Annotated in this window: 15 protein-coding genes; 2 read left to right on the top strand and 13 right to left on the bottom strand. The window is 38.4% G+C overall.

Annotated elements, in window-relative coordinates; all coding sequences use genetic code 11:
* Positions 1–17: 17 nt before the first annotated feature.
* Genes O3603_RS07290 through mraZ form a run of 4 tightly spaced genes read right to left on the bottom strand, consistent with a single transcriptional unit; the run spans position 18 to position 4,347 of the window.
* On the bottom strand, positions 18–2,177 hold the full coding sequence (locus O3603_RS07290; RefSeq protein ID WP_009434743.1) for a penicillin-binding protein: 2,160 nt from the start codon (positions 2,175–2,177) through the stop codon (positions 18–20).
* Positions 2,178–2,182: 5 nt separating this feature from the next.
* Positions 2,183–2,905 (bottom strand): FtsL-like putative cell division protein, encoded by a 723-nt coding sequence (locus O3603_RS07285; protein ID WP_371521864.1) that lies wholly within the window; start codon positions 2,903–2,905, stop codon positions 2,183–2,185.
* Positions 2,898–3,842 carry a 16S rRNA (cytosine(1402)-N(4))-methyltransferase RsmH gene (rsmH, locus tag O3603_RS07280; RefSeq protein WP_371521862.1) on the bottom strand — a complete coding sequence of 315 codons (945 nt, stop codon included), beginning with the start codon at positions 3,840–3,842 and terminating at the stop codon, positions 2,898–2,900. Before rsmH ends, O3603_RS07285 begins: the two co-directional genes overlap by 8 nt.
* Before the next feature lie 22 nt (positions 3,843–3,864).
* Entirely contained in the window at positions 3,865–4,347 is a 483-nt protein-coding gene (mraZ, locus tag O3603_RS07275; protein WP_314868142.1) for a division/cell wall cluster transcriptional repressor MraZ, read from the bottom strand.
* A 254-nt stretch (positions 4,348–4,601) separates the two neighbouring features.
* Between mraZ and O3603_RS07270 the strand changes: the two genes are divergently transcribed.
* On the top strand, positions 4,602–5,429 hold the full coding sequence (locus tag O3603_RS07270; RefSeq protein ID WP_315440950.1) for a glycerol acyltransferase: 828 nt from the start codon (positions 4,602–4,604) through the stop codon (positions 5,427–5,429).
* An 81-nt stretch (positions 5,430–5,510) separates the two neighbouring features.
* On the top strand, positions 5,511–6,500 hold the full coding sequence (locus O3603_RS07265; protein ID WP_371521874.1) for a GNAT family N-acetyltransferase: 990 nt from the start codon (positions 5,511–5,513) through the stop codon (positions 6,498–6,500).
* A gap of 492 nt (positions 6,501–6,992) precedes the next feature.
* Here the strand turns inward: O3603_RS07265 and O3603_RS07260 are convergent, their stop codons facing one another.
* From O3603_RS07260 to O3603_RS07220, 9 genes are all read right to left on the bottom strand, one after another.
* Positions 6,993–9,182 (bottom strand): glutamine synthetase III, encoded by a 2,190-nt coding sequence (locus O3603_RS07260; protein WP_009434770.1) that lies wholly within the window; start codon positions 9,180–9,182, stop codon positions 6,993–6,995.
* A gap of 580 nt (positions 9,183–9,762) precedes the next feature.
* On the bottom strand, positions 9,763–10,740 hold the full coding sequence (locus tag O3603_RS07255; protein ID WP_234422921.1) for an AraC family transcriptional regulator: 978 nt from the start codon (positions 10,738–10,740) through the stop codon (positions 9,763–9,765).
* Positions 10,741–10,933: 193 nt separating this feature from the next.
* Positions 10,934–13,087, bottom strand: a complete 2,154-nt coding sequence (locus O3603_RS07250; protein ID WP_371521860.1) for a helix-turn-helix domain-containing protein — start codon at positions 13,085–13,087, stop codon at positions 10,934–10,936.
* Positions 13,088–13,517: 430 nt separating this feature from the next.
* Positions 13,518–14,294: a TIGR02757 family protein gene (locus O3603_RS07245; RefSeq protein WP_371521857.1), complete on the bottom strand. Its 777-nt coding sequence runs from the start codon at positions 14,292–14,294 to the stop codon at positions 13,518–13,520.
* 41 nt (positions 14,295–14,335) lie between these two features.
* Positions 14,336–14,794, bottom strand: coding sequence for a thioredoxin-dependent thiol peroxidase (bcp, locus tag O3603_RS07240; RefSeq protein WP_009434778.1), 459 nt, complete (start codon positions 14,792–14,794; stop codon positions 14,336–14,338).
* 207 nt (positions 14,795–15,001) lie between these two features.
* Positions 15,002–16,234: an LL-diaminopimelate aminotransferase gene (locus O3603_RS07235; RefSeq protein WP_371521855.1), complete on the bottom strand. Its 1,233-nt coding sequence runs from the start codon at positions 16,232–16,234 to the stop codon at positions 15,002–15,004.
* A gap of 14 nt (positions 16,235–16,248) precedes the next feature.
* Positions 16,249–17,136 (bottom strand): diaminopimelate epimerase, encoded by an 888-nt coding sequence (gene dapF / locus O3603_RS07230; RefSeq protein ID WP_371521853.1) that lies wholly within the window; start codon positions 17,134–17,136, stop codon positions 16,249–16,251.
* Between the two features lie 341 nt (positions 17,137–17,477).
* A complete protein-coding gene (locus tag O3603_RS07225) occupies positions 17,478–19,505 on the bottom strand; it encodes a M13 family metallopeptidase (protein WP_371521851.1) in 2,028 nt (675 codons plus the stop codon).
* A gap of 185 nt (positions 19,506–19,690) precedes the next feature.
* Entirely contained in the window at positions 19,691–20,596 is a 906-nt protein-coding gene (locus O3603_RS07220; RefSeq protein WP_371521849.1) for a hypothetical protein, read from the bottom strand.
* Between the last annotated feature and the right edge of the window lies 1 nt (position 20,597).

Below are 20,597 nucleotides of genomic sequence, written 5' to 3'. Positions count from 1 at the left end.
TATTGTTCACTAGTATGTTAACCCAATCTAAGTGAACATTGCATACCATTTTTTATTTTGTCGCCAGGCGCCAAGCTCTGTTCTATAACACGACCTCTACCTGTAATGCGTACTTTAATACCTCTCTTTTCCATTAGATAGACAGCATCACGGGCTCCCATACCACGTACATTCGGTACTAGATTCCCCTGATTTATGTCTTCCTTATGGAAGGTAAGAGTCTTACCATTCTCTGTGGTTGTTCCCCAAACTGGGTTTCCGAAGGGATATGCACCATTCCATCCGTTTGTTACATTAAAGCCAAGTGCATTTAAAACATAGTCTGTTGCTAATAGATTTCCTATCTTTGCTGATGGGATAAGTATCGATGATTTGTCACGTGCATCGGTAACATTCAATTTCAGACTCTGTGCCATTATACCTTCTGCTATATGGTGGAAAACGACGCCACTCATACCACCACCTGAAGCTGGTAATCCGCTCTTTTGAATACAAACGATACAACTATAACGAGGTTTGTCTGCAGGGAAGAAGCCTGCAAAACTAAGTAGATAGTTTACAGCACCAGCCTTATAACCAACTGCACCTTTGGACATCTGGGCTGTTCCAGTCTTACCAGCAACGAGGAATTTGTCTGATCCTGCTCTCTTGCCAAGACCTTCTGATACTACTTCTGTTAGGATTCTTGTAATATCCTTGATGGTACTTTCTTTGGCAATATGTTCTTTTACTACTTGTGGCGGATTGTCATAAATTACTTGACCATTCTTTACGATTTGCTTTACAAAGCGTGGTCTCATCATTTTACCACCATTAGCAATGGCATTGTAGAATGCTAGGGTTGAGATTGGAGGAATCTGTGTTTCATATCCGATACTCATCCAAGGCAGTGCTGTTGCACTCCAGTTGTCGTATTGCCCATGGTGATTCTTATGAGGCATACGTATTTTAGCTGGTGATGACCCCACAATTGGTATGTGAAAATTAGTAGCGAGTCCGAGGTCGTAAATACCCTGAACAAACTTCTCGGGATTCTTGTGGTAATGTAAGTCAATGATACGACTAACACCTATATTCGAGCTATATTTCAATGTCCATGGCAGTGTTAACGTACCATAGCCACCACGTGTCCAGTTATGATCTTTCATGTCTCTACCATACATTGGCCATACTCCTGAACCTGTTTGAACAGTATAGGTAGTGTCGACCAAACCATCGTCTAGGATTGCCATAATAGAGGCTGTCTTGAAAACAGAACCCGGCTCAAGCAAGTCGCTAACAGCATGATTCTTTACTTCACGATACTGTCCATCGCTGCATTTATCCATATTGACGATGGCTTTTACATCTCCTGTCGCAACTTCCATAACAATAGCCACACCCACATTACCATTCACATTAGGATCTTTGAGCTCGTCTATTAAGGCTCTTTCTGCTAAGTCTTGCATACCAACATCAATGGTTGTTATGATGTCTGCACCATCGACAGGAGGTGTATCTGTGATGTTTAAGTATTTATTACGAACTTTGCGACGATGAATGATACCATCTGTTCCACGCAATATAGAGTCATATGATAACTCAAGTCCGCATCGTGCCGTATCTTTTGCACCGAACATATCACCAACTGTACGCTGTGCCAATGAACCAAAGGGACGCCGACGAGCATTGAATTCTTCCCAATGAAATCCACTCTTAAACTTAGATAGATGTAATATAGGTAAGGTCTGTATTTCTTTGAATGTATTGTAGTCTATGCGCTCATCCCATATTGGCCAGTGCTTACTCATCTTATGATATCCTTCTAAGAGTTGCTTTTTGAAGTCTGCAGCAGAGCGCTCTGGAAAGATGTTGTTAAGACCTTTGCTGATGTAATTTATACTATCGATAAATGCCGTATCATTGCCTGCTTCTTTAAGAGCATTGAAGTCTAAATACACTTTGAACTCAGGTAGAGAACTAGCCATGAGTTGCCCATCACAACTAAGAATGTTACCTCTTGTTGGTTTTACCCTTACACTATCTTTCTTTTGCGTAGAAGCAACTTCCATCCAATAAGACCTACTAGCAGTCATCGTGTAGATGGTTTTCCCAAGTACAGCAAGTGCAATCAGCGACATCACAATAGCGATGGCGCTGTAACGTGGGATAATCTTTTTATTATTGAACTTGCTCATTTTATTTACTTCTCTGGGACATTTATTATATAAGGTGGGCGATCTGACATTTTCAGAACGCTGTCTTTTCTATTCTTTAGCAACTCTAGAATATGACTTTCTCGAGACTTTTCTGTGAGTTGACTACTACTTGATAATGCTCTATATTTTGCATCTTCTAGCTCTGTGTTAAGCTTATCAATCTCTATCAGATACTTCTGAACGCTGTATCTATTAGATATGTATATAATGGTGAAGCCAACAATGACGAGGATTAACCAAATGTTATTGCGTAACAGACGGGCTGAGAGAATATCGCCACCAAGTATCTTTCTCAAGGTAAAGTTGGATGATTGAGGCTGTTCATCCTCGCGCGCTTGTTCTGCGATTGCTGCTTTGAGGATCTTAACCTCAGCTTCTTCCTCTTTTTTTCGTTCCTCTTCTTGATGTCTTTTCTCTTCTTCCTTTATCTGTCGTTTTGCTTCTTTCTTTCGCTCTTCTTCATCTTGAGCAGGGATGTCCTTAACTCTCTTCTCTATTAATATATCACCTTTAAGGTGGGGAATGTTTGTCCCTTTATTACTATCTGTAATCTCTAAAGCTATTGAAGATGACTCTTCTCTCTCATAGATATCACCTTTGGCAAGTGGATTAATGACCGATTCAGATTTGTCATTATCCGTATTGTCTCTACCACGAAAGCTTTCAGCGGTTACATCTAGATTCTTTATGTCGTTCTTGTCAATCATTTGCTTTCTTTTCTGCTATTCTTAGTTTGGCACTTCTACTACGTGGATTCTGTTCTTGTTCTGCGTTACTTGCTGTGATAACCTTGTTGTTTATTAGTTTGAAAGGAGTCTCTCTCTTCCCATAGAAATCTTGCTTTACCTTTCCTTCAATATTCCCCGACTTCATGATATTCTTAACCATTCGGTCTTCTAAAGAATGATAGGTAATCACTGAAAGACGTCCCCCTGGGGAAAGCAAGTCTGTTGCTGCAAGTAGCATTTCACGTAAAGCATCCATTTCATGATTGACTTCAATACGTAGTGCTTGAAACATCTTTGCCATGTCTTTCTTCTCTCTTGCATGAGAGAAAAATGGTTCGACGATGGCTAGTAATTCATTTGTGCTTTTGAATTCCAGCTGTGCTCTTGCTTTGACGATAGCTGATGCGATACGACGGGACTGTTTTATTTCACCATAGAGATATAATATGTTCGCCAGTTTCTCTTCATCTTCTTCGTTAAGAATATCAGCTGCTGTGCGTCCAGCACGCTTATTCATTCTCATATCGAGGGGTGCATCGAAACGGAAAGAAAAGCCACGAGTCTCATCATCAAAGTGATGACTACTGACCCCCAAGTCGGCTAATAAACCATCTATATGGTCTATATTGTAATAGCGCATCCAGTTCTTTAGATATTTAAAGTTCGAACGAACGAAAGTGAAACGATCTGTTTGATCGTTGCTTAACCCCATCTTGCTAATATTCAACTCGGCATCTGCATCTTGATCGAAACTATAGAGACTACATCCCTCTTTAAGGCGAGAGAGTATTTCTCGACTATGACCTCCACCTCCAAAAGTGACATCCACATATATCCCATTAGGATGAATGTTCAGCCCCTCAATACTTTCATTGAGGAGTACAGGTACATGATATGTTTCTGCAGTTTTAATCATCTTTTCCGTTTGTTGTGGGTGTCTATTTGTCTGTATTTAATAAACTACTAGAGTCGAAGTCTTCTGTTTCCATGGTTTCTTCCATGGCTTTGCTAAATTCTTCTGCCGACATAAAAGGTTGTTTGGAATCGCTTGTTGACCAGATCTCTATACAATCATCCATCCCTGTAAAACGTATTTGTTGGTTGATGTTAGCCATCTTTAGATATCGCTTAGGGATGAGGAAGCGTCCACTATTGTCCAGCGTGATAATTTCGACATCAGTAACAAACTGACGATAAATCATCTGATCTCGTTTGTTCCAACGGCTTAATCGCTTGCGCAAAGTATCCATACGTTGATTCCAAACTGATTGGGGGTATAGTACAAGGCACGCTTCAAAGATGTCTTTACGCAGTATCAACGAGTCTTCGCCAGATGCGTTTAGCACCTTGCGGAATGTAGCAGGCAGAAAAGCTCGCCCTTTCGTATCTGTTTTTGCGTCAATATTTCCTAAGAACCTCATGCGTACTTCTTATAAAACTCGTATTTGGCTTCAAAGTTACATATTTTTCCCCACATATCCCCACCATACTCCACTATATTTTATAAAGGCTCTTTTTTTTGTGAAAATTAACGCTTTATTTGGGGTAAATACAGTGTCCTAAAACCAGTTAGACGCATACTTTTTTGTCTAAATTGCATATTTTTCGACAAAAAAGATAGCTAATTCAAATGGTTTCGTTATTTTTGCATGTTATTACGAGGATTTCCGATAACATGAGTAGTTCGATAGAGAAGACAATAGACATCGATAAGATACTTGTTGATAAAATGGGTGCAAAGGCAAAGTTTGTACCTTCTTTTGTTGTAAAGTGGTTGAAGCATATTCTTCATGAAGATGAAGTCAATCAGTTTCTGTGGGATAATAGAGGATTGACAGGAACAGCATGGCTCAAAGCATGTGTATCATATCTTGACATGACCTTACAAATTGAAGGTCTAGAAAATCTACCAGATAAGAACGATGGAAAACTTTATACATTTGTTTCTAACCATCCTCTTGGTGGGCAAGATGGTGTAGCTCTAGGTGCTATTATCGGGCAACATTATGATGAGAAGTTCCGTTATTTAGTGAATGATTTGCTTTTAAATCTTCCAGGTTTAAAGCCTGTTTGTATTGGGATTAATAAAACGGGTAAACAGAGTAGAGATTTCCCTCGTATGGTAGAAGCAGGTTTTCAAAGCGATAATCACATGTTGATGTTTCCTGCAGGATTGAATAGTAGGAAGATAAATGGACATATTCATGATCTTGAATGGAAGAAGACATTTATTACAAAGAGTGTCGAATATCATCGTGATGTAGTACCTATCTTTTTTGGAGGTAGAAATTCTGAACGCTTCTACCGCATAGCTCATTTTAGTGATAAATATGTCAAAAAGGTGAATATTGCAATGCTTTTCCTTGTCGATGAAATGTATAAAAATGTTGGGAAAACATTTCGTGTAGCTATTGGGAAACCTATTCCATGGCAAACATTTGATAAGTCAAAAACACCGATGGAATGGGCTAAGTTTGTAGAAGATAAGGTGTATGAATTATAGTTCTATTCGATGAGGCTAGTGATAGTTGAGGGATAAAACTGAATGAGAGAATTAAAGAGAAAGCAAAAGAATAGTACATATATGGAAGAAGAAATCATCCAACCCATCAGTAAGGAAGTGCTCAAAAGCGAGCTGATAGTAGATAGGTTACTTCGCATGACCAATAAGAGTCATAATGAAATCTACGTCATAACAGCTAAAAATGCACCTAATGTAATGAAGGAAATCGGTCGTCTTCGTGAGATTGCATTCCGTAATGCTGGTGGTGGTACGGGTAAGTCAATGGATATTGATGAGTTCGATACAATGGATAGTTGTTGTCGTCAGCTTATTGTCTGGAATCCCGATGCTGAGGAGATTATAGGAGGCTATCGTTATATCTTCGGAAGCGACTGGGAAATAGCTAATGATGGACAACCAGTATTGGCAACAAGTCATATGTTCCATTTCTCTGATAAATTTATGAAGGATTATGCACCATATACTGTTGAATTAGGACGTTCTTTTGTTTCCTTAGAATATCAAAATGTTCGTCGCAATGCAAAGAGTATCTTTGCTTTAGATAACCTTTGGGATGGTCTTGGAGCATTGACAGTCTTGAATCCAGATTGTAAGTATTTCTTTGGGAAGATGACAATGTATCCTTCTTATATACGCCGTGGTCGGGATATGATTCTATACTTTTTAAAGAAGTATTTTGATGATAAGGAAGACTTAATTATACCGATTAAACCATTAAAAATAGATACTCCAATTGATGAATTAGACGCTCTTTTTAATGGTAAAAACTTCAAGGCTGATTATAAGATACTGAATAGTGAAGTTCGTAAATTAGGTTACAATATTCCACCACTTGTCAATGCATATATGAATCTATCGCCAACAATGAAGCTATTTGGCACAGCAATCAACTATGGATTTGGTGAGGTTGAAGAGACGGGAATCTTAATTTCTGTTGATGAGATATTTGAAGAGAAGCGTATTCGCCACATTGAGAGTTTTGCGGATGAGCATCCTGAGTCGTTAGAGTTTACTAGTGGCGCTAATCATGTTATTTATAAGGAAAAATAGGGTGGGGTTATATTCTTTGTGAATAATTCCTTTTACTTATATGAAAAGGGTAGAGAATCCTTGAAAAGGAGGTTCTCTATTTTTTATATTATACTTTGAAATCATTTAATAAAGTTAATGAGTGAGAGTGTTGAACTTAGTTTCTACCCTTTTCGATGGTTCTCTCTTATCAAATTATTGGTGACTAATATTCTGCGAAAGCATCTTTTTAAATTAAAAATAGATTAATAAGTTATAGAAAATAAATTATTTAATTTATAATAATAGATTATTTAATTTATAATAATAGATTATTTTCTAGTGTGGTAAGTAATCTAATCTTGTTTACTTGGCGTTTTCTATTAATAAAGTTAATGCTCTTTATGCTTTAAGTAGATGAATGAAAAGAGTGCATCAAAAAGTCCCTTATGTGACTCATTCAATGCACTCATATTACTCAAAAGTGTTTTTTAGTATCTAAGAGATACTTGTTATCGATGGAATCGTGATATTTTATCGGATAAATAAAAGCTCTCGATACTTAGGTAGTGTCCATAACTCATCACTAACAACCAACTCAAGCTTATCAATTTGATACCTAATCTTTTCCATCTTAGGTGCTATCGTGTTATGGTAAGTTATGGCTCTCTCACGTTGATTCTCAATCTTATTAGCTACCTTGCGAGCATTTACAAGCTCTTCAATTCCACTTTCGATGAGCGTAGTACGTTCTGCTATCTCACGGATGATCTTGATATTTCGCTCACTAAGTTGCTTACCTTCTACGTCTCCAAAGACGTCCATCATATTCTGTACATTCTTAGCCAATTGACTCTGATAGTGCGTTGCAACAGGTATAATATGGTTCATTGCGAGATCTCCCATGACGCGTGCTTCTATCTGAATCTTCTTAGTGTATGTCTCCCATTTAACCTCATTTCGAGCCTCTAATTCATTATGACTCAAAACATGTGTGGCTTCAAACATCTTGATGGAGTTGCTATCTAGGTATCGATCGAAGCATACAGGACAACTTGCCTCACAATCTAGTCCACGTTTAGCAGCTTCTACTTTCCATTCGTCAGAGTAGCCGTTTCCATCAAAGCGAATAGGCTTGCAGGCTTTGATATCTTCACGAATAACATCAATAATAGCAGAGTTCTTCTCCTCTCCCTGTGCTATCAATGCATTTACACGATTAGCAAAGTTGTCAAGAGCTTCTGCTACAGCAGCATTTAGAACAATCATTGCTGATGCACAATTAGCCTCTGAGCCCACAGCACGGAATTCAAATCTATTACCAGTAAATGCGAATGGTGAGGTACGATTTCTATCAGTATTATCAATGAAAAGCTCTGGTATCTCTGGTATGTCAAGTTGCATACCTGTTTTGCCAGTGAGTGCAAATAAATCGTCTTTATCAGCTTTCTCAATGTGATCAAGTAGGTCGCTAATCTGCTTACCAAGGAAGGATGAGATGATAGCAGGAGGTGCTTCATTAGCTCCAAGGCGATGATCATTGGTGGCACTCATGACAGATGCCTTCAATAAACCATTGTGTTTATACACTGCCATTAGTGTTTCTACAATAAAGACAACAAAGCGGAGATTGTCAATAGAAGTTTTTCCTGTGGCATGCAAGAGTACGCCAGTGTCTGTACTTAAACTCCAGTTATTATGTTTACCAGAGCCGTTAATACCACCAAATGGCTTCTCATGTAATAGAACTCGGAAACTATGTTTGTGAGCAACCTTCTTCATTAATGACATCAGAAGCATATTGTGGTCTACTGCTAGGTTACATTCTTCGAAGATAGGTGCCAACTCAAATTGTCCTGGAGCGACCTCGTTATGGCGCGTTTTACATGGTATTCCCAACTCAAGAGCCTGTATCTCTAAATCTTTCATGAATGCCTGAACACGTTCGGGGATAGTTCCAAAGTAGTGATCATCCATCTGCTGGTTCTTTGCAGAATCATGCCCCATGAGTGTTCTACCTGTTAGCATTAAGTCAGGACGTGCGAAGTAAAGGTCTTCATCAACAAGGAAATATTCCTGTTCCCACCCTAGATTACTTGTAACTTGCTTTACTTCGGGATAAAAGTATTGGCAAACTTTAGTTGCTGCTGCATTTACAGCACGTAAAGCCTTTAGTAGTGGGGCTTTATAGTCGAGTGCTTCTCCTGTATAAGATATGAATATTGTTGGGATACAGAGTGTGTCGTCAATAATAAATACGGGACTTGTCGGATCCCAGGCAGAGTATCCTCGAGCTTCAAAGGTATTTCTTATACCTCCATTAGGGAATGAACTCGCATCTGGTTCTTGCTGAACAAGGAGCTTACCTGAAAACTCTTCAATCATTCCGCCTTTCCCATCATGTTCAATGAAGGCATCATGTTTCTCGGCTGTTCCTTCTGTCAATGGTTGAAACCAGTGGGTGTAGTGGGTAACCCCATTCTCTTCTGCCCATTTTTTCATGCCCTGTGCCACTGCATCTGCAATGGATCTATCTAATCGGCTACCATTATCCATGACATCAACGAGCTTCTTGTAGATATCAGCAGGTAGATACTTGTACATTTTAGCACGATTAAACACGAATTTCCCATAGAACTCTGAGGGGCGTTCTGCTGGTGCATTGACTTCTACTGGTCGCTTCTTGAACGCTTCTTCAATAGCTTCAAATCTTAAATTTGCCATATCTTTTACCTTAAAGTGAAACTTCGTGTTGCAAAAATAAACATTTTCCTTATATCTTGCAAAGTATTTAAGAATATATAAGGTGCAAAGTTTTTGATGTAATAATTTAATAGGTTGTAACAGAGAATAATATAATCTCTCTTACTTTGATTCTCTTAGTAGGGCTGTTGTTATGTGCTTGTTTAATATAGAAGAGTTCATCTTCAATAGTAAAAAAGTGCATATCTGCTCACGCAGACATGCACTTAGCCACTTAACTAAATAACTCAAAAAATTATTTGACTCAAAATATTCTTTAGGTAGTCTTCGTCACGAGGACAATACCTAAGTACTTAAATTTGACTATTAACTTACTAATAACTATTTAAACGTAATTTGATTGCTACTCAATAATAGCTTTGAATTAACGATTGCAAAGATAAGATATTTCTCAAACAAGTCTGTCTATATAAATAGTTTTTGTTTGTTATAAGTGTAATTTATTATTGTCAATAGTTTAAAAATGCGATTCAAACAAAGATTTTATCCCTTTTCATCGAGTTTTTATATTGTTTCTTGTCTTTGAATCTTGTGTGTTTGTTTATGTTGTTGGTGGCTCAATGACCTTCCTTCTATAAATGGTTGGCGCAACCCCAAAGCGTTTTTTAAAGGCTTTACTCATGGCCGCAAGGTCACTATACCCACATTCATAGGCAATCTCGGATATATTCTTTCTTTCGTCTTCCAGTAGTTCTTTACAGTATTTCATTCTACACTCACTCTGCCAAGATAAGAATGTTTTACCTGCAAATTCATAAATATAATAAGACAATGAAGAAGTACTAATACCGATTGATTCTGCTGTCTTTTCCATTGTTAAGTCAGCTTCCGATAAAGGAAAGGGTCTCTGTTCTAACCAGGAGTCTATCTTTTCTTTGATACTATTATCTGCATCTGAAATATTGTGTTCTATTGCCATTAAGCTCTTATGAAAGCTGAGATAGAAGATTGTTGTGCAAATGACAAATCCAATGATGAGAACCCTTAAGATAATGTGATAGCTCATTGATGGTACAATCTGACCGATAGTCATGGCAAGAAGTAATAACGCCCATGCTCCATAAATAATACTTCTGAATTTTACACCTCGTTGCTCTCCTCTTTCTTCAACTATTTGCCTCTTATATCGAAACTGTTGATGTATAATTTCGACAAGCATGATGAGTTTACAAAAAAATAATCCCATAGAAAGGGTTATCCTTGTATAAATCTGCAAGGGAAATGGCTGATTTAATACATCTATAAGTTGTGTGTAATTATGTATTTCTAACCCTTGCCCCATAACTTTAAATAAGATATGTGGAACGATTAAGGTCGCTGGAACGATATTATAAAATAGCCAAGCATAACGATTCTTATAGATTTGTCCATTGCTAAATGTTGTACAGGTAGCAAGGTAACTCTCCCAAAGTAGGTATAGAATTAACATCGATGGAACGCAAAGAATCTCAGTTTCATCGTTATGTTGATGTATGAAGTAGCTACACAGATAACCTACTAAGAAGAGGTAATTAATCATAATTACTCTGCGTTTAATGGTCAATGGACCGCTCCTAGCTTTGCGGTATTTACGTGCTACTAAAGCGAAGCATATCAGTGTGATTACTAGTGTAACCAGCGTTATTGTATAACTTATAATCATGGTGTTGTGTGTTGTTGTGAACGATAAAGATAAGGATTTAAACTGATACTACCTTATATTTTTATCTTTATTAAGTCATTGTTGTTTTCATTATCAATAGAATATCTGTATAAGTAATGTTGGCTGGGCACAAGATCTTAATGGCTTTTAAAGACGCTTCTTTACCAGCGAGCTGTATTTTTTGTAGTATTGTCTTTGCTTTTCCCTCATCGATTACTTCGTTTAGTTTTATCTCTCCTTTTTGTATATAAGGGATGAGATGTCCCTGTATAGTAGCAGGTGTTAAATTACGCTCCTTAGCAATTTCTTCTATGCTCTTGCCAGTCTTAAAGAGATTAAATGTGACTTCACCCGTACTAATTTTAGGTACTTTAGGAGTTGTTTCTTCGATTTTATTTTTTCTATTCCTACCTGTTTTCTCCTCTAAACTATTAAGTATTGCCTCTTGTTTAGCGGTTAAATAACCATTAATGGAGAACCCTTTTTCCATGATTCTCTCCAATAGCTCATGCTTAACAACATAAGTCTGAAGTAAATCGGCATAGTTGTTATCAAAGCGTTTGTAGGCTATCTTATTATTAGATTGTACACCTTTTGTCATATCAAGTAGATGACTAAAAATCTCAGTAAGTTGACTATGAAAATAAAGAGCTCCTTTTTTCATACGTTGTAAGAAGTCATCTTCGTGTAATTGATCTGTTGTCATATTACAGATAATACTTTTCCATTTTGAAGAAATACTCATTATCCGTTCGTCAAGATCAATAATTGCCATCTTATGAAGCGTTATGATCTTAGGATACTTATAAAAGTATTCTGTTAGAACACGATAGAGTGCATCTTCACAGGCTTTTAAGTCGGTGAAACTGAACAATTCTAAGAGTAGTTGTCGGTAATACTCAGCTTTCAAAGTAGGTAGTGCTGCTATGCTCTTTGCTGCTTCTTCCGTTTGATGAGAGATATAATTCATTACCTGATTATCATTAATAATGGCAGAACTACTTATTGGTGAGGCAAGGATAAGCCCCTCCAAAGTCTTACAACGGCTTAAAGCTACATACACCTGACCAGCGGCAAAGGACAACTGCGCATCAATGATAGCATGTTCGAATGTCAATCCCTGACTTTTGTGTATAGTGATAGCCCATGCTAAACGTAAGGGATATTGCTTGAAAGTACCTTGTACTTCTGCTTCTATTTGCTTTGTCTTTTCGTTTAAGCTGTATTTAGTATTCTCCCATGTCTCTTGCTGAACTTCTATCTCCTTGTCATCACCAGGACAAAGTACAAGTATTTTCTCATTGTCAATGTGTGTTACGTGTCCAATCCGACCATTGTAATAACGCCCGTTATTATCATTTCGAATGAACATTACCTGTGCTCCACGTTTTAGCGTAAGTTTGAAGTCGGCTGGATAGTTGTATTCTGGAAAATTACCATCAGCTTCTGCTGTGAAAGTACAAGCCTTTGAAGGTAGGTTGTGTAGTTGTACTTCATTATAACTCTCTGCCATTTTATTGTGAGTCGTTAGTCGAATATAATCACTTCCCACCTCTGGTTCAAAATTAGGGTTGAATCTTTCGTTTAGTCTCTTTAGATCAGTCTCACTTACCTGTCCTTCTCTTATATTATTAAGTAAGGTGATAAATTCCTCATCTTGCTGTCTATATACATGTGTTAATTCGATGGTTACATAGCTAATACTGCGTAAAGCTTTTGAACCAAAGAAGTAAGATGTGTCATAATAACGCTGAAGTATTACTTCGTCTTCAGGTGTTACGACAGGTGTTAGCTGTTGTAAGTCGCCAATCATTAGTAACTGTACACCACCAAAAGGCTTTTCGTGTTCCCTAAATCGGCGTAGAACAGAATCAATAGCATCAAGAACATCAGAGCGCACCATGCTTATTTCATCAATGATAAGTAAGTCCAGAGTTCTTATTATCTTACGTTTCTCTTTGCTATAATCAAATCGATTCTTGAAGTTTGCTTCTGGTACAAATGGAGATAATGGTAATTGAAAGAAGGAATGGATGGTCATTCCCCCCGCATTAATTGCTGCTACACCTGTTGGAGCAACAATAATACTACGTTTAGAACTCTTTTCTTTGAGTGTTCGGAGAAATGTTGTTTTACCAGTACCAGCCTTTCCCGTAAGAAATATACTGATTCCTGTGTGCTCTACAAAGTCCCAGGCATGCCTTAATTCAGAGTTCTTTTCCATTGTCTAATCCTCTATTTATAATGAGGAACAAAGGTAATTGAAATAATTTGAAGTAGCAAATAAACCTCAAGTTGATAAATATCAATCGTCTTGACGCATAATAATAAAACCATGCCAATAATCCTTTAAGTATAACAAATGTTTGTATATCGGTTGAAAACTAGCTATCTTTGCACTCGTAAAAGATAAAGGATAACATATTAAAGAACCAGAGACAAAGGGTCTCTATTAAACGTAAATGATTATGGTTTCATTAGTATTATCAGCTGTAGTAATTGCAGCAACAATAGCGAAGGCAGTAAGTGTTAACAACCACATGGCTGCCTAATTATTAGACAAAGTTTAGAAATTTGAGAGTAAAAACAATATTCCAAGTTCACCAAGAGTGCGCTTGGAATTTTTGTTTTATAGGTGTTTTATGACGTAAATATCATAGATTTACACCATAACCAAACAACGCAAAGTCTGCTTTTAATGGGTCTTCGGGGAAGAAAGTGGCAAGTTCTTCTGTTAACCGACGTGCTGCAACCATTGTTGCTGACTTGCTTTTAAGTAGCCCCAACTGCATAGCTTGCTGAATAACATGTGTGTCGAGTGGCATAATCAAGGTGAGTCGATCGATGAGTTCAGACCAAATTCCTATGTCAACAGGCGATCCCTTGCGTACCATCCAGCGTAAAAACATACAAACGCGTTTACAACAAGAGTTTGTATTCTTCGGTACGATACCTGTAATCTCGTGTTTTTGGAAGTATTGACAGATAGCATCTATGGCTGTAAGAGCATCGATTTCCTCCATTTCATCGTACTTTTTAGTATACGAACGGATGTAACCCTCCATGTCCCCATGCTCCTCATACATTGATTGTAAGGCTTGGAAAAGACCGTACATCATGTGATTTGTATATAAACGATAGAAACAATTGTCATCATCGGGAATGTCTAATGCAAACCATCCTGTCCTTACCCATTGATAAGGTTCACCTCTTGAGCAATCAAGGATATACTGAATACGAGGCATGAATACTTGTCTAGAACCATAGCTAAGACAAGATGCTATGAAGGCAATGGTTTCTTGGTTGCGCTTTCCTATTACTTGATGCATGAACCATGAAGGGTCGCCTTTTATAAAGTCTTGTGTTTCGTATTGAGCAGCGAGGGCGTGAAGTCTATTCTTCAAGCCCTCAGTAGTTTTTGTTTTTACCATGTATTTATTCTTATGGAAAAACTTATTATGTTTATTCTCCGTTACTTCTTTTTAGTAAGAATTTGTGCTGCATGATCTTTTGTCTTAATCTCTTTCGGACCAATGACACGTTCTATAATACCTTCCTCGTTAATAATAAAGGTAGTACGGAAGGTCCCCATGTAAGTTCGACCATACATCTTCTTTTCTCCATAAACCCCAAAAGTCTCTACAAGCTTTAGGTCTGTATCAGCAATGAGGGGGAATGGTAGCTCATTCTTCTCTATGAACTTCTTATGCGATTTCTCGTCTTGTATACTTGCTCCAACAACAGCATAGCCTTGTGCCTTTAATTCCGTATAGTTGTCACGAAGGTTACATGCTTCAGTTGTACAGCCTGATGTCGAATCTTTTGGATAGAAGTAAAGTACGAGCTTCTGCCCTTTATAATCACTTAATTTAATCTCTTTACCATCTTGGTCAGTACCCAAAATCTCTGGTGCCTTATCTCCTACATTCATAATTTTATAGTTTTTAATGTTTTACTTTATTGGTTTACAAAGATACAGAAAGATGTGGAATTATTACAAGCAAAGGCTCTTAAACATTTAAAAAATATGGGACCTCATCTCACGATGAAGTCCCACTGGTAACTAAAAATATCCTATGAAAATAGGATTTAGTAGTTTTCTCTTCCGTATAACACCTATTTGCTATACTTTATCTCTTTATGCTTTCAACCATTTCTTAATACGTGTCATAGCCTCAAGACAATCTTCGCGATTACCGAAACTAGTAAGTCGGATGAATCCCTCACCAGCTTGTCCGAATCCAACTCCTGGTGTACAAACTACTTGAGCACCATAGAGCATTTCCTCAAAGAACTTCCATGAAGGAGCATTATTCGGCGTTTTCACCCATAAGTAAGGGGCATTCTCACCACCATAAACTGTCAAACCTAGTTCGACCAGACCCTCACGCATAATGCGTGCATTCTCCATGTAGTAAGCAATTGTTTGCTTGATTTGCTTCTTTCCTTCTGTTGTATAGATTGCTTCTGCGGCTCTCTGTGAGATATAACTCGTACCATTGAACTTCGTGCATTGACGTCTATCCCAGAATGGAGCAACTTCCACACGATGACCATCAGCTGTCTTGGCAGTCAATTCCTTTGGTATGACAGTGTAACCACAACGTACTCCTGTAAAACCTGCAGTCTTGCTATAACTATGAAATTCAATGGCAACTTTCTTCGCACCTTCTATCTCATAGATAGAGTGGGGTATATTTGGGTCTTGGATATATGCCTCGTATGCTGCATCATAGAGTATGATAGAGTCGTTCTTGATAGCATAATCAACCCATTTTGCTAACTCTTCCTTTGATATGACCATACCCGTTGGATTGTTTGGGTAGCATAGATAAATCATATCTACACGATGGTCTGGTATTTGTGGAACGAATTGATTAGCTTCATCACAAGGCATGTAAGTGACATTACTCCAGTGTCCATCCTCATATACCCCTGCACGTCCAATCATTACATTAGAGTCGATGTAAACAGGATAAATAGGATCAGTAACAGCCATGGAGTTATCCCAACGAATCAATTCACTAATGTTACCCGTATCACTCTTGGCACCATCATTGACAAAGACTTCGGTTGGTTCTATTTGAATCCCACGTGCCAGATAATCGTTCTTAGCGATAGCTTCACGTAACCATAGATATCCTTCTTCTGGTCCATAACCATGGAATGTCTCTTTTGTCGACATATCATCAACAGCCTTATGCATGGCTTCGATGACTGCTGGTGCTAGTGGTTGTGTCACATCACCAATGCCTAAGCTGATGACGTTTGCTTGAGGATGTGACTCTTTAAAAGCACTTACCTTTTTAGCAATGTCTGCAAAGAGATAATTCTTCTGAAGCTTTAGGAAATTCTCATTTATATGTGCCATTGTGTTGTATATATCTATAAATCAATTTCTCCTTCATATGCGAATGCTGCGGGACCACTCATATAGATGTGATTGTCTTTACGCCATTCTACGCTTAATGTTCCGCCATCCATCTCTATCTCAACAGGCTTCGACCTATCTGCAAGTCCATTTAGTATAGCTGCAGTAGCTGTTGCGCATGAGCCTGTTCCACATGCCATTGTTATTCCACTACCACGTTCCCATACTCTTGTACGCAAGTGATTATTAGCTGTCAAGCAAGCGAATTCGATATTGCAACGCTCGGGGAAAGCTGTATTATGCTCTAGACTATGACCAAACTCTGTGAGTTCTGCATTGCTGATAAGCATATTCGTATCCTTTATCTGTTCCTTATCAAGGAAGATAACGAAGTGTGGATTACCCATACTTACGAAGGTTGGATGAACGCTTGCACCCTTGATTAAGGGGAGGTGGAATTCTGATAAGTCGGGTGCTATACCTGTGTATTGTGCAGGAACGTCAAGTTTGGGTTCGAGCATATCTACAATTACAGAATCAACTTGTTGTTTGTTCGTATTTAAATGGAGCTGCAAAACCTTGATGCCAGAGGCTGTTTCTAGATTAATCTCTGTCTTTTTGCAAAGTCCTTTCTCAAACAGATATTTACCAATACAACGACTTGCATTCCCACACATCATTGCTTCTGAACCATCTGCATTGAAGATGCGCATACGATAATCTGCACCTGCTTGTGTTGGTTTACCTATCAATACCAACCCATCACTACCGATACCTGTGTGGTAGCGACTCCATTTTATGGCTGCTGCTGTAGGGTCAGGTATATTATTCTCTAGTGTGTTAACGTAGATATAGTCGTTACCTGCACCATGCATCTTAGTAAACTTTACTTTCTTTGCCATCCGTGTAAATGTTTTTACCTAAACGGTAGTTGCTACACCTTTTAATCGCCTGCAAATATACTACTTTTTATGGAATTAATAGATAAATATCCTCATTTATTGTTCGTAATAAGCAAATATTTGATAAGTGTCATTTGATTTTATCTATGTTAATTTATTACAGATATGCCTAAAACAAAGGCTTCGATTGTAAAGTCAAGTGACATCATTTGCGACCTATATAATGCTATCTTATAGGATTGATCAGCAATGCTGGGATACAAGAAGAGCCTCTTCTATACAGGAGAAGAGGCTCTTTAAAGTTTGAAGAAGGCGTTATCTCAAATCAAAGAAAGCATCTCTTACCAGATGTGAGCACGCTTCTCCTGTGAGACAAAGAGTTTGTCACCTTCTTTAATATCGAATGCCTTATACCAAGAATCTATCATTGGTAGGGCTGCGTTAACACGACTTACGTTAGGAGAATGTACGTCAGAATTAACAATGTAAGCAACAAATTGAGGTGCAACATTGCTTGCCCATACTCGACCCCATGCGAGGAAGAAACGTTGAGAAGGGGTGAAACCATCCTTGTCTGTAAGCGGATTTTGCTCCATACTATTCTCTAATGCACGATAAGCAACGTTCAAACCACCATTATCACCAATGTTTTCTCCAAGTGTTTTCTCGCCATTTACCTTTAGTCCTGGTATAACTTCTTGCTGGTTGAACCAGTCTACTAACACCTTTGTACGTGCATCGTAGTTCTTCTTGTCTTCGTCTGTCCACCAGTTCTTCATGTTTCCTTCTTTATCAAACTGGCAACCTTGATCGTCGAAGCCGTGGCTCATCTCGTGCCCAATTACTGCACCAATAGCACCATAGTTAGCGGCATCATCAACCTCAGGATCAAAGAATGGAGGCTGTAGAATAGCTGCTGGGAAGTTGATACTATTCGTTGATGGATCATAATAAGCATTGACTGTCTGTGGTGTCATGTGCCATAGTTTCTTATCAACTGGTTTGCCCCAACGCTTAGAGATAATATATTTTGAAGCAGCCTCTTGTACGTTTTTTACATTGTCAAGAAGTGACTTTGCGTCGTCAATAACAAATACACTATCCATGTTTTGCCACTTATCTGGGTAGCCAATCTTTATGTCGAATGCCTGTAACTTCTCGAGTGCTTTTGCCTTTGTTGCAGCTGTCATCCATGTATTCTCTTCGATACGCTGTGCAAAAGCTGATTGCAAGTTCTTAACAAGTTGAATCATTCTTTCCTTGCTACTTTCAGGGAAATACTTCTGAACATAGAGTTTACCAACGGCTTCTCCCATAATACCTTGTACGAAAGATAAGGCACGCTTCCAACGTGGCTGTTGCTGCTGAACGCCATAAGCAACTTTTGTGTATTCGAATTTACGGTTTGAGAAAGCATCAGAGAGCATACCCGCAGAACTTGAAATAACAGCTAATTCCATGTAAGCCTTCAACTGATCGAGTGGAGCTGTAGCCAAGATCTTTTCTACCTCATGTACTGGTTCCGGTTGACCAACATCCACTTTACCACCATTATTAGGATAGCCGGCAATCTTTAAGATGTAGTTCCAATCAATACCTGGGTAATCCTTTAAGAGTTGTTCCCATGTCATTGGATGGTAATTAGCCTGTGGGTCACGTGATTTTACTTGGTCATAACTAACCTTTGCTATACGATTCTCCAGTGCAAAAGCCTCTTCCATCTTCTTCTTTGCAACTGCTGGAGCATTGCCAACCATCTTTAGGTAGTCATTCTTCAAGCTCTTGTAAGCAGCCACAACAGCCTTTTGTTGTTCATTAGGTTGTGTGTAATACTCTGGATCCAAACCCAATCCTGACTGTGAAACTCCGATGATGTATCGGCTAGAATTCATGGCGTCAGTAGTCATCCCAAAGCCTACTGGGAAAGTGTTATAGCCCTTTTCGTCAAGATCATACATCAGTTTGATGAGTTCCTTGCGTGTCTTAGCAGCGCGAACTTTAGCTAATACGGGCTTAATAGGGTTGTATCCCTCACGATTGCGGCGTGTGCTGTCCATGTAGAGATTGTAGATAGAAGCAATCTTCTGTGCTACAGTACCCTTCTTCTGTGGTTTCTTGGCATAATCCTCAACCATTTCTCGAATGCGTTTGTTGTTTAACTCTTCTAGATCAACAAATGCGCCGTTCATTGGATGTTCCTTGTCTAGAGGGTGAGTCTTCATCCAGTTACCTGCAGCATACTCATAGAAGTTCTCTCCCGGTTTGACATTTAGATCCATGTTGTTGCGGTCTATACCCGATTTCAACTCCTGGGCAAATGCCGAGGTGGCGACGAGTGAAGCCGCTAGAAATAGCATTCTTGCTTTCATGTGCTTAATGTTTTATGTGTTGAATATTATCTTCTATCCTATTAAAAAGCTACGAATAGTTTACAAAGATAGCCAAAAATGAGTAATTGTTTTACTTATAAAGCTCTTTTTTGACGAATACTAAGTTTGTAAAATATACTTTTGATTATTTTAACAGGGGATTTATACAAGTGTAGGTCGTTGTTTTATATTTCCTCTTTCAGCTTTTGGAAGCGTTGTTGACAACGTTGTTTATAGTTGTACTTGAATACATGTTTCTCAATCTTCCTTATGTTATAAACGAGAGAGAAACGAATCTTATCCCAAACCTTAGGGCTTTCACCAGCATAAATCGAACGTGGAATACGAACGAAATAAAGGTCGACAATCGTGTCAAAAGCAGAGAATTGCTTGTGATTAGACAGTTCGAAAAGCCATACCTCTGAGTAGAATCGATTGGTAGAGATGATGTTCTTGTCGAAATGTGGGAGTCTCTTGATGTAATCGGACTTAGCCCACCAGAAGCTACCAGAGTACATGGTATATTTGCGTGGAGGCCATCGATAGCAGCTGTAAGTGTCATATCCAGCTGTTAACACATTCACTGCCACCTTCCACTTGTCAAAGATAAAGTATTCTAAGAGCTCTCTCCACGCATCAATCTTGCGCTTGAACGAATGAAATTGACGATCTCTTGTGGTAATAGACTGGTATGATATACCCTTAGAATGGAAGTAATAAATCAAGCATTCCTCGTTTTCTGCAAGTTGTCTGATATATTCTAATGCAGGATATTCGTACTTTTTTGGGTCAGAACTATTTGATATAATCTCTACCTTATCACTATCGATAATTTGTTTCAGAAGTGCCACATCCGCTTGTTTAGAGGCTATACAACTGACATATAGTTTCTTAGTTGCAGTTAAAAGACCACTTCTCTTGAGGTTTTCTATCTGACTTTTAACTAATGAAGTCCAACCTGTATCTAACATAACATGATAAACTCCATAGATAGGGAGTGGGGTAGACGGCGTGTGTTCCCATGCACTCAAATCCTTTCGATTATATGTGTGGAAGATACTGTCTTTTACTCTTTTATATAAGTTACTCATA

The organism is Prevotella sp. 20925_1_30, assembly GCF_041433025.1.
In the GTDB taxonomy this organism is placed as follows: Bacteria; Bacteroidota; Bacteroidia; order Bacteroidales; family Bacteroidaceae; genus Prevotella; species Prevotella vespertina.
This window is presented reverse-complemented; position numbering and strand designations above follow the sequence as displayed.

What these genes read in the sequence shown, in the direction of transcription:
- O3603_RS07290 (WP_009434743.1), bottom strand. Translation starts at nt 2,177, where the DNA reads ATGAGCAAGTTCAATAATAAAAAGATTATCCCACGTTACAGCGCCATC.
- O3603_RS07285 (WP_371521864.1), bottom strand. Translation starts at nt 2,905, where the DNA reads ATGATTGACAAGAACGACATAAAGAATCTAGATGTAACCGCTGAAAGC.
- rsmH (WP_371521862.1), bottom strand. Translation starts at nt 3,842, where the DNA reads ATGATTAAAACTGCAGAAACATATCATGTACCTGTACTCCTCAATGAA.
- mraZ (WP_314868142.1), bottom strand. Translation starts at nt 4,347, where the DNA reads ATGAGGTTCTTAGGAAATATTGACGCAAAAACAGATACGAAAGGGCGA.
- O3603_RS07270 (WP_315440950.1), top strand. Translation starts at nt 4,602, where the DNA reads ATGAGTAGTTCGATAGAGAAGACAATAGACATCGATAAGATACTTGTT.
- O3603_RS07265 (WP_371521874.1), top strand. Translation starts at nt 5,511, where the DNA reads ATGGAAGAAGAAATCATCCAACCCATCAGTAAGGAAGTGCTCAAAAGC.
- O3603_RS07260 (WP_009434770.1), bottom strand. Translation starts at nt 9,182, where the DNA reads ATGGCAAATTTAAGATTTGAAGCTATTGAAGAAGCGTTCAAGAAGCGA.
- O3603_RS07255 (WP_234422921.1), bottom strand. Translation starts at nt 10,740, where the DNA reads ATGATTAATTACCTCTTCTTAGTAGGTTATCTGTGTAGCTACTTCATA.
- O3603_RS07250 (WP_371521860.1), bottom strand. Translation starts at nt 13,087, where the DNA reads ATGGAAAAGAACTCTGAATTAAGGCATGCCTGGGACTTTGTAGAGCAC.
- O3603_RS07245 (WP_371521857.1), bottom strand. Translation starts at nt 14,294, where the DNA reads ATGGTAAAAACAAAAACTACTGAGGGCTTGAAGAATAGACTTCACGCC.
- bcp (WP_009434778.1), bottom strand. Translation starts at nt 14,794, where the DNA reads ATGAATGTAGGAGATAAGGCACCAGAGATTTTGGGTACTGACCAAGAT.
- O3603_RS07235 (WP_371521855.1), bottom strand. Translation starts at nt 16,234, where the DNA reads ATGGCACATATAAATGAGAATTTCCTAAAGCTTCAGAAGAATTATCTC.
- dapF (WP_371521853.1), bottom strand. Translation starts at nt 17,136, where the DNA reads ATGGCAAAGAAAGTAAAGTTTACTAAGATGCATGGTGCAGGTAACGAC.
- O3603_RS07225 (WP_371521851.1), bottom strand. Translation starts at nt 19,505, where the DNA reads ATGAAAGCAAGAATGCTATTTCTAGCGGCTTCACTCGTCGCCACCTCG.
- O3603_RS07220 (WP_371521849.1), bottom strand. Translation starts at nt 20,596, where the DNA reads ATGAGTAACTTATATAAAAGAGTAAAAGACAGTATCTTCCACACATAT.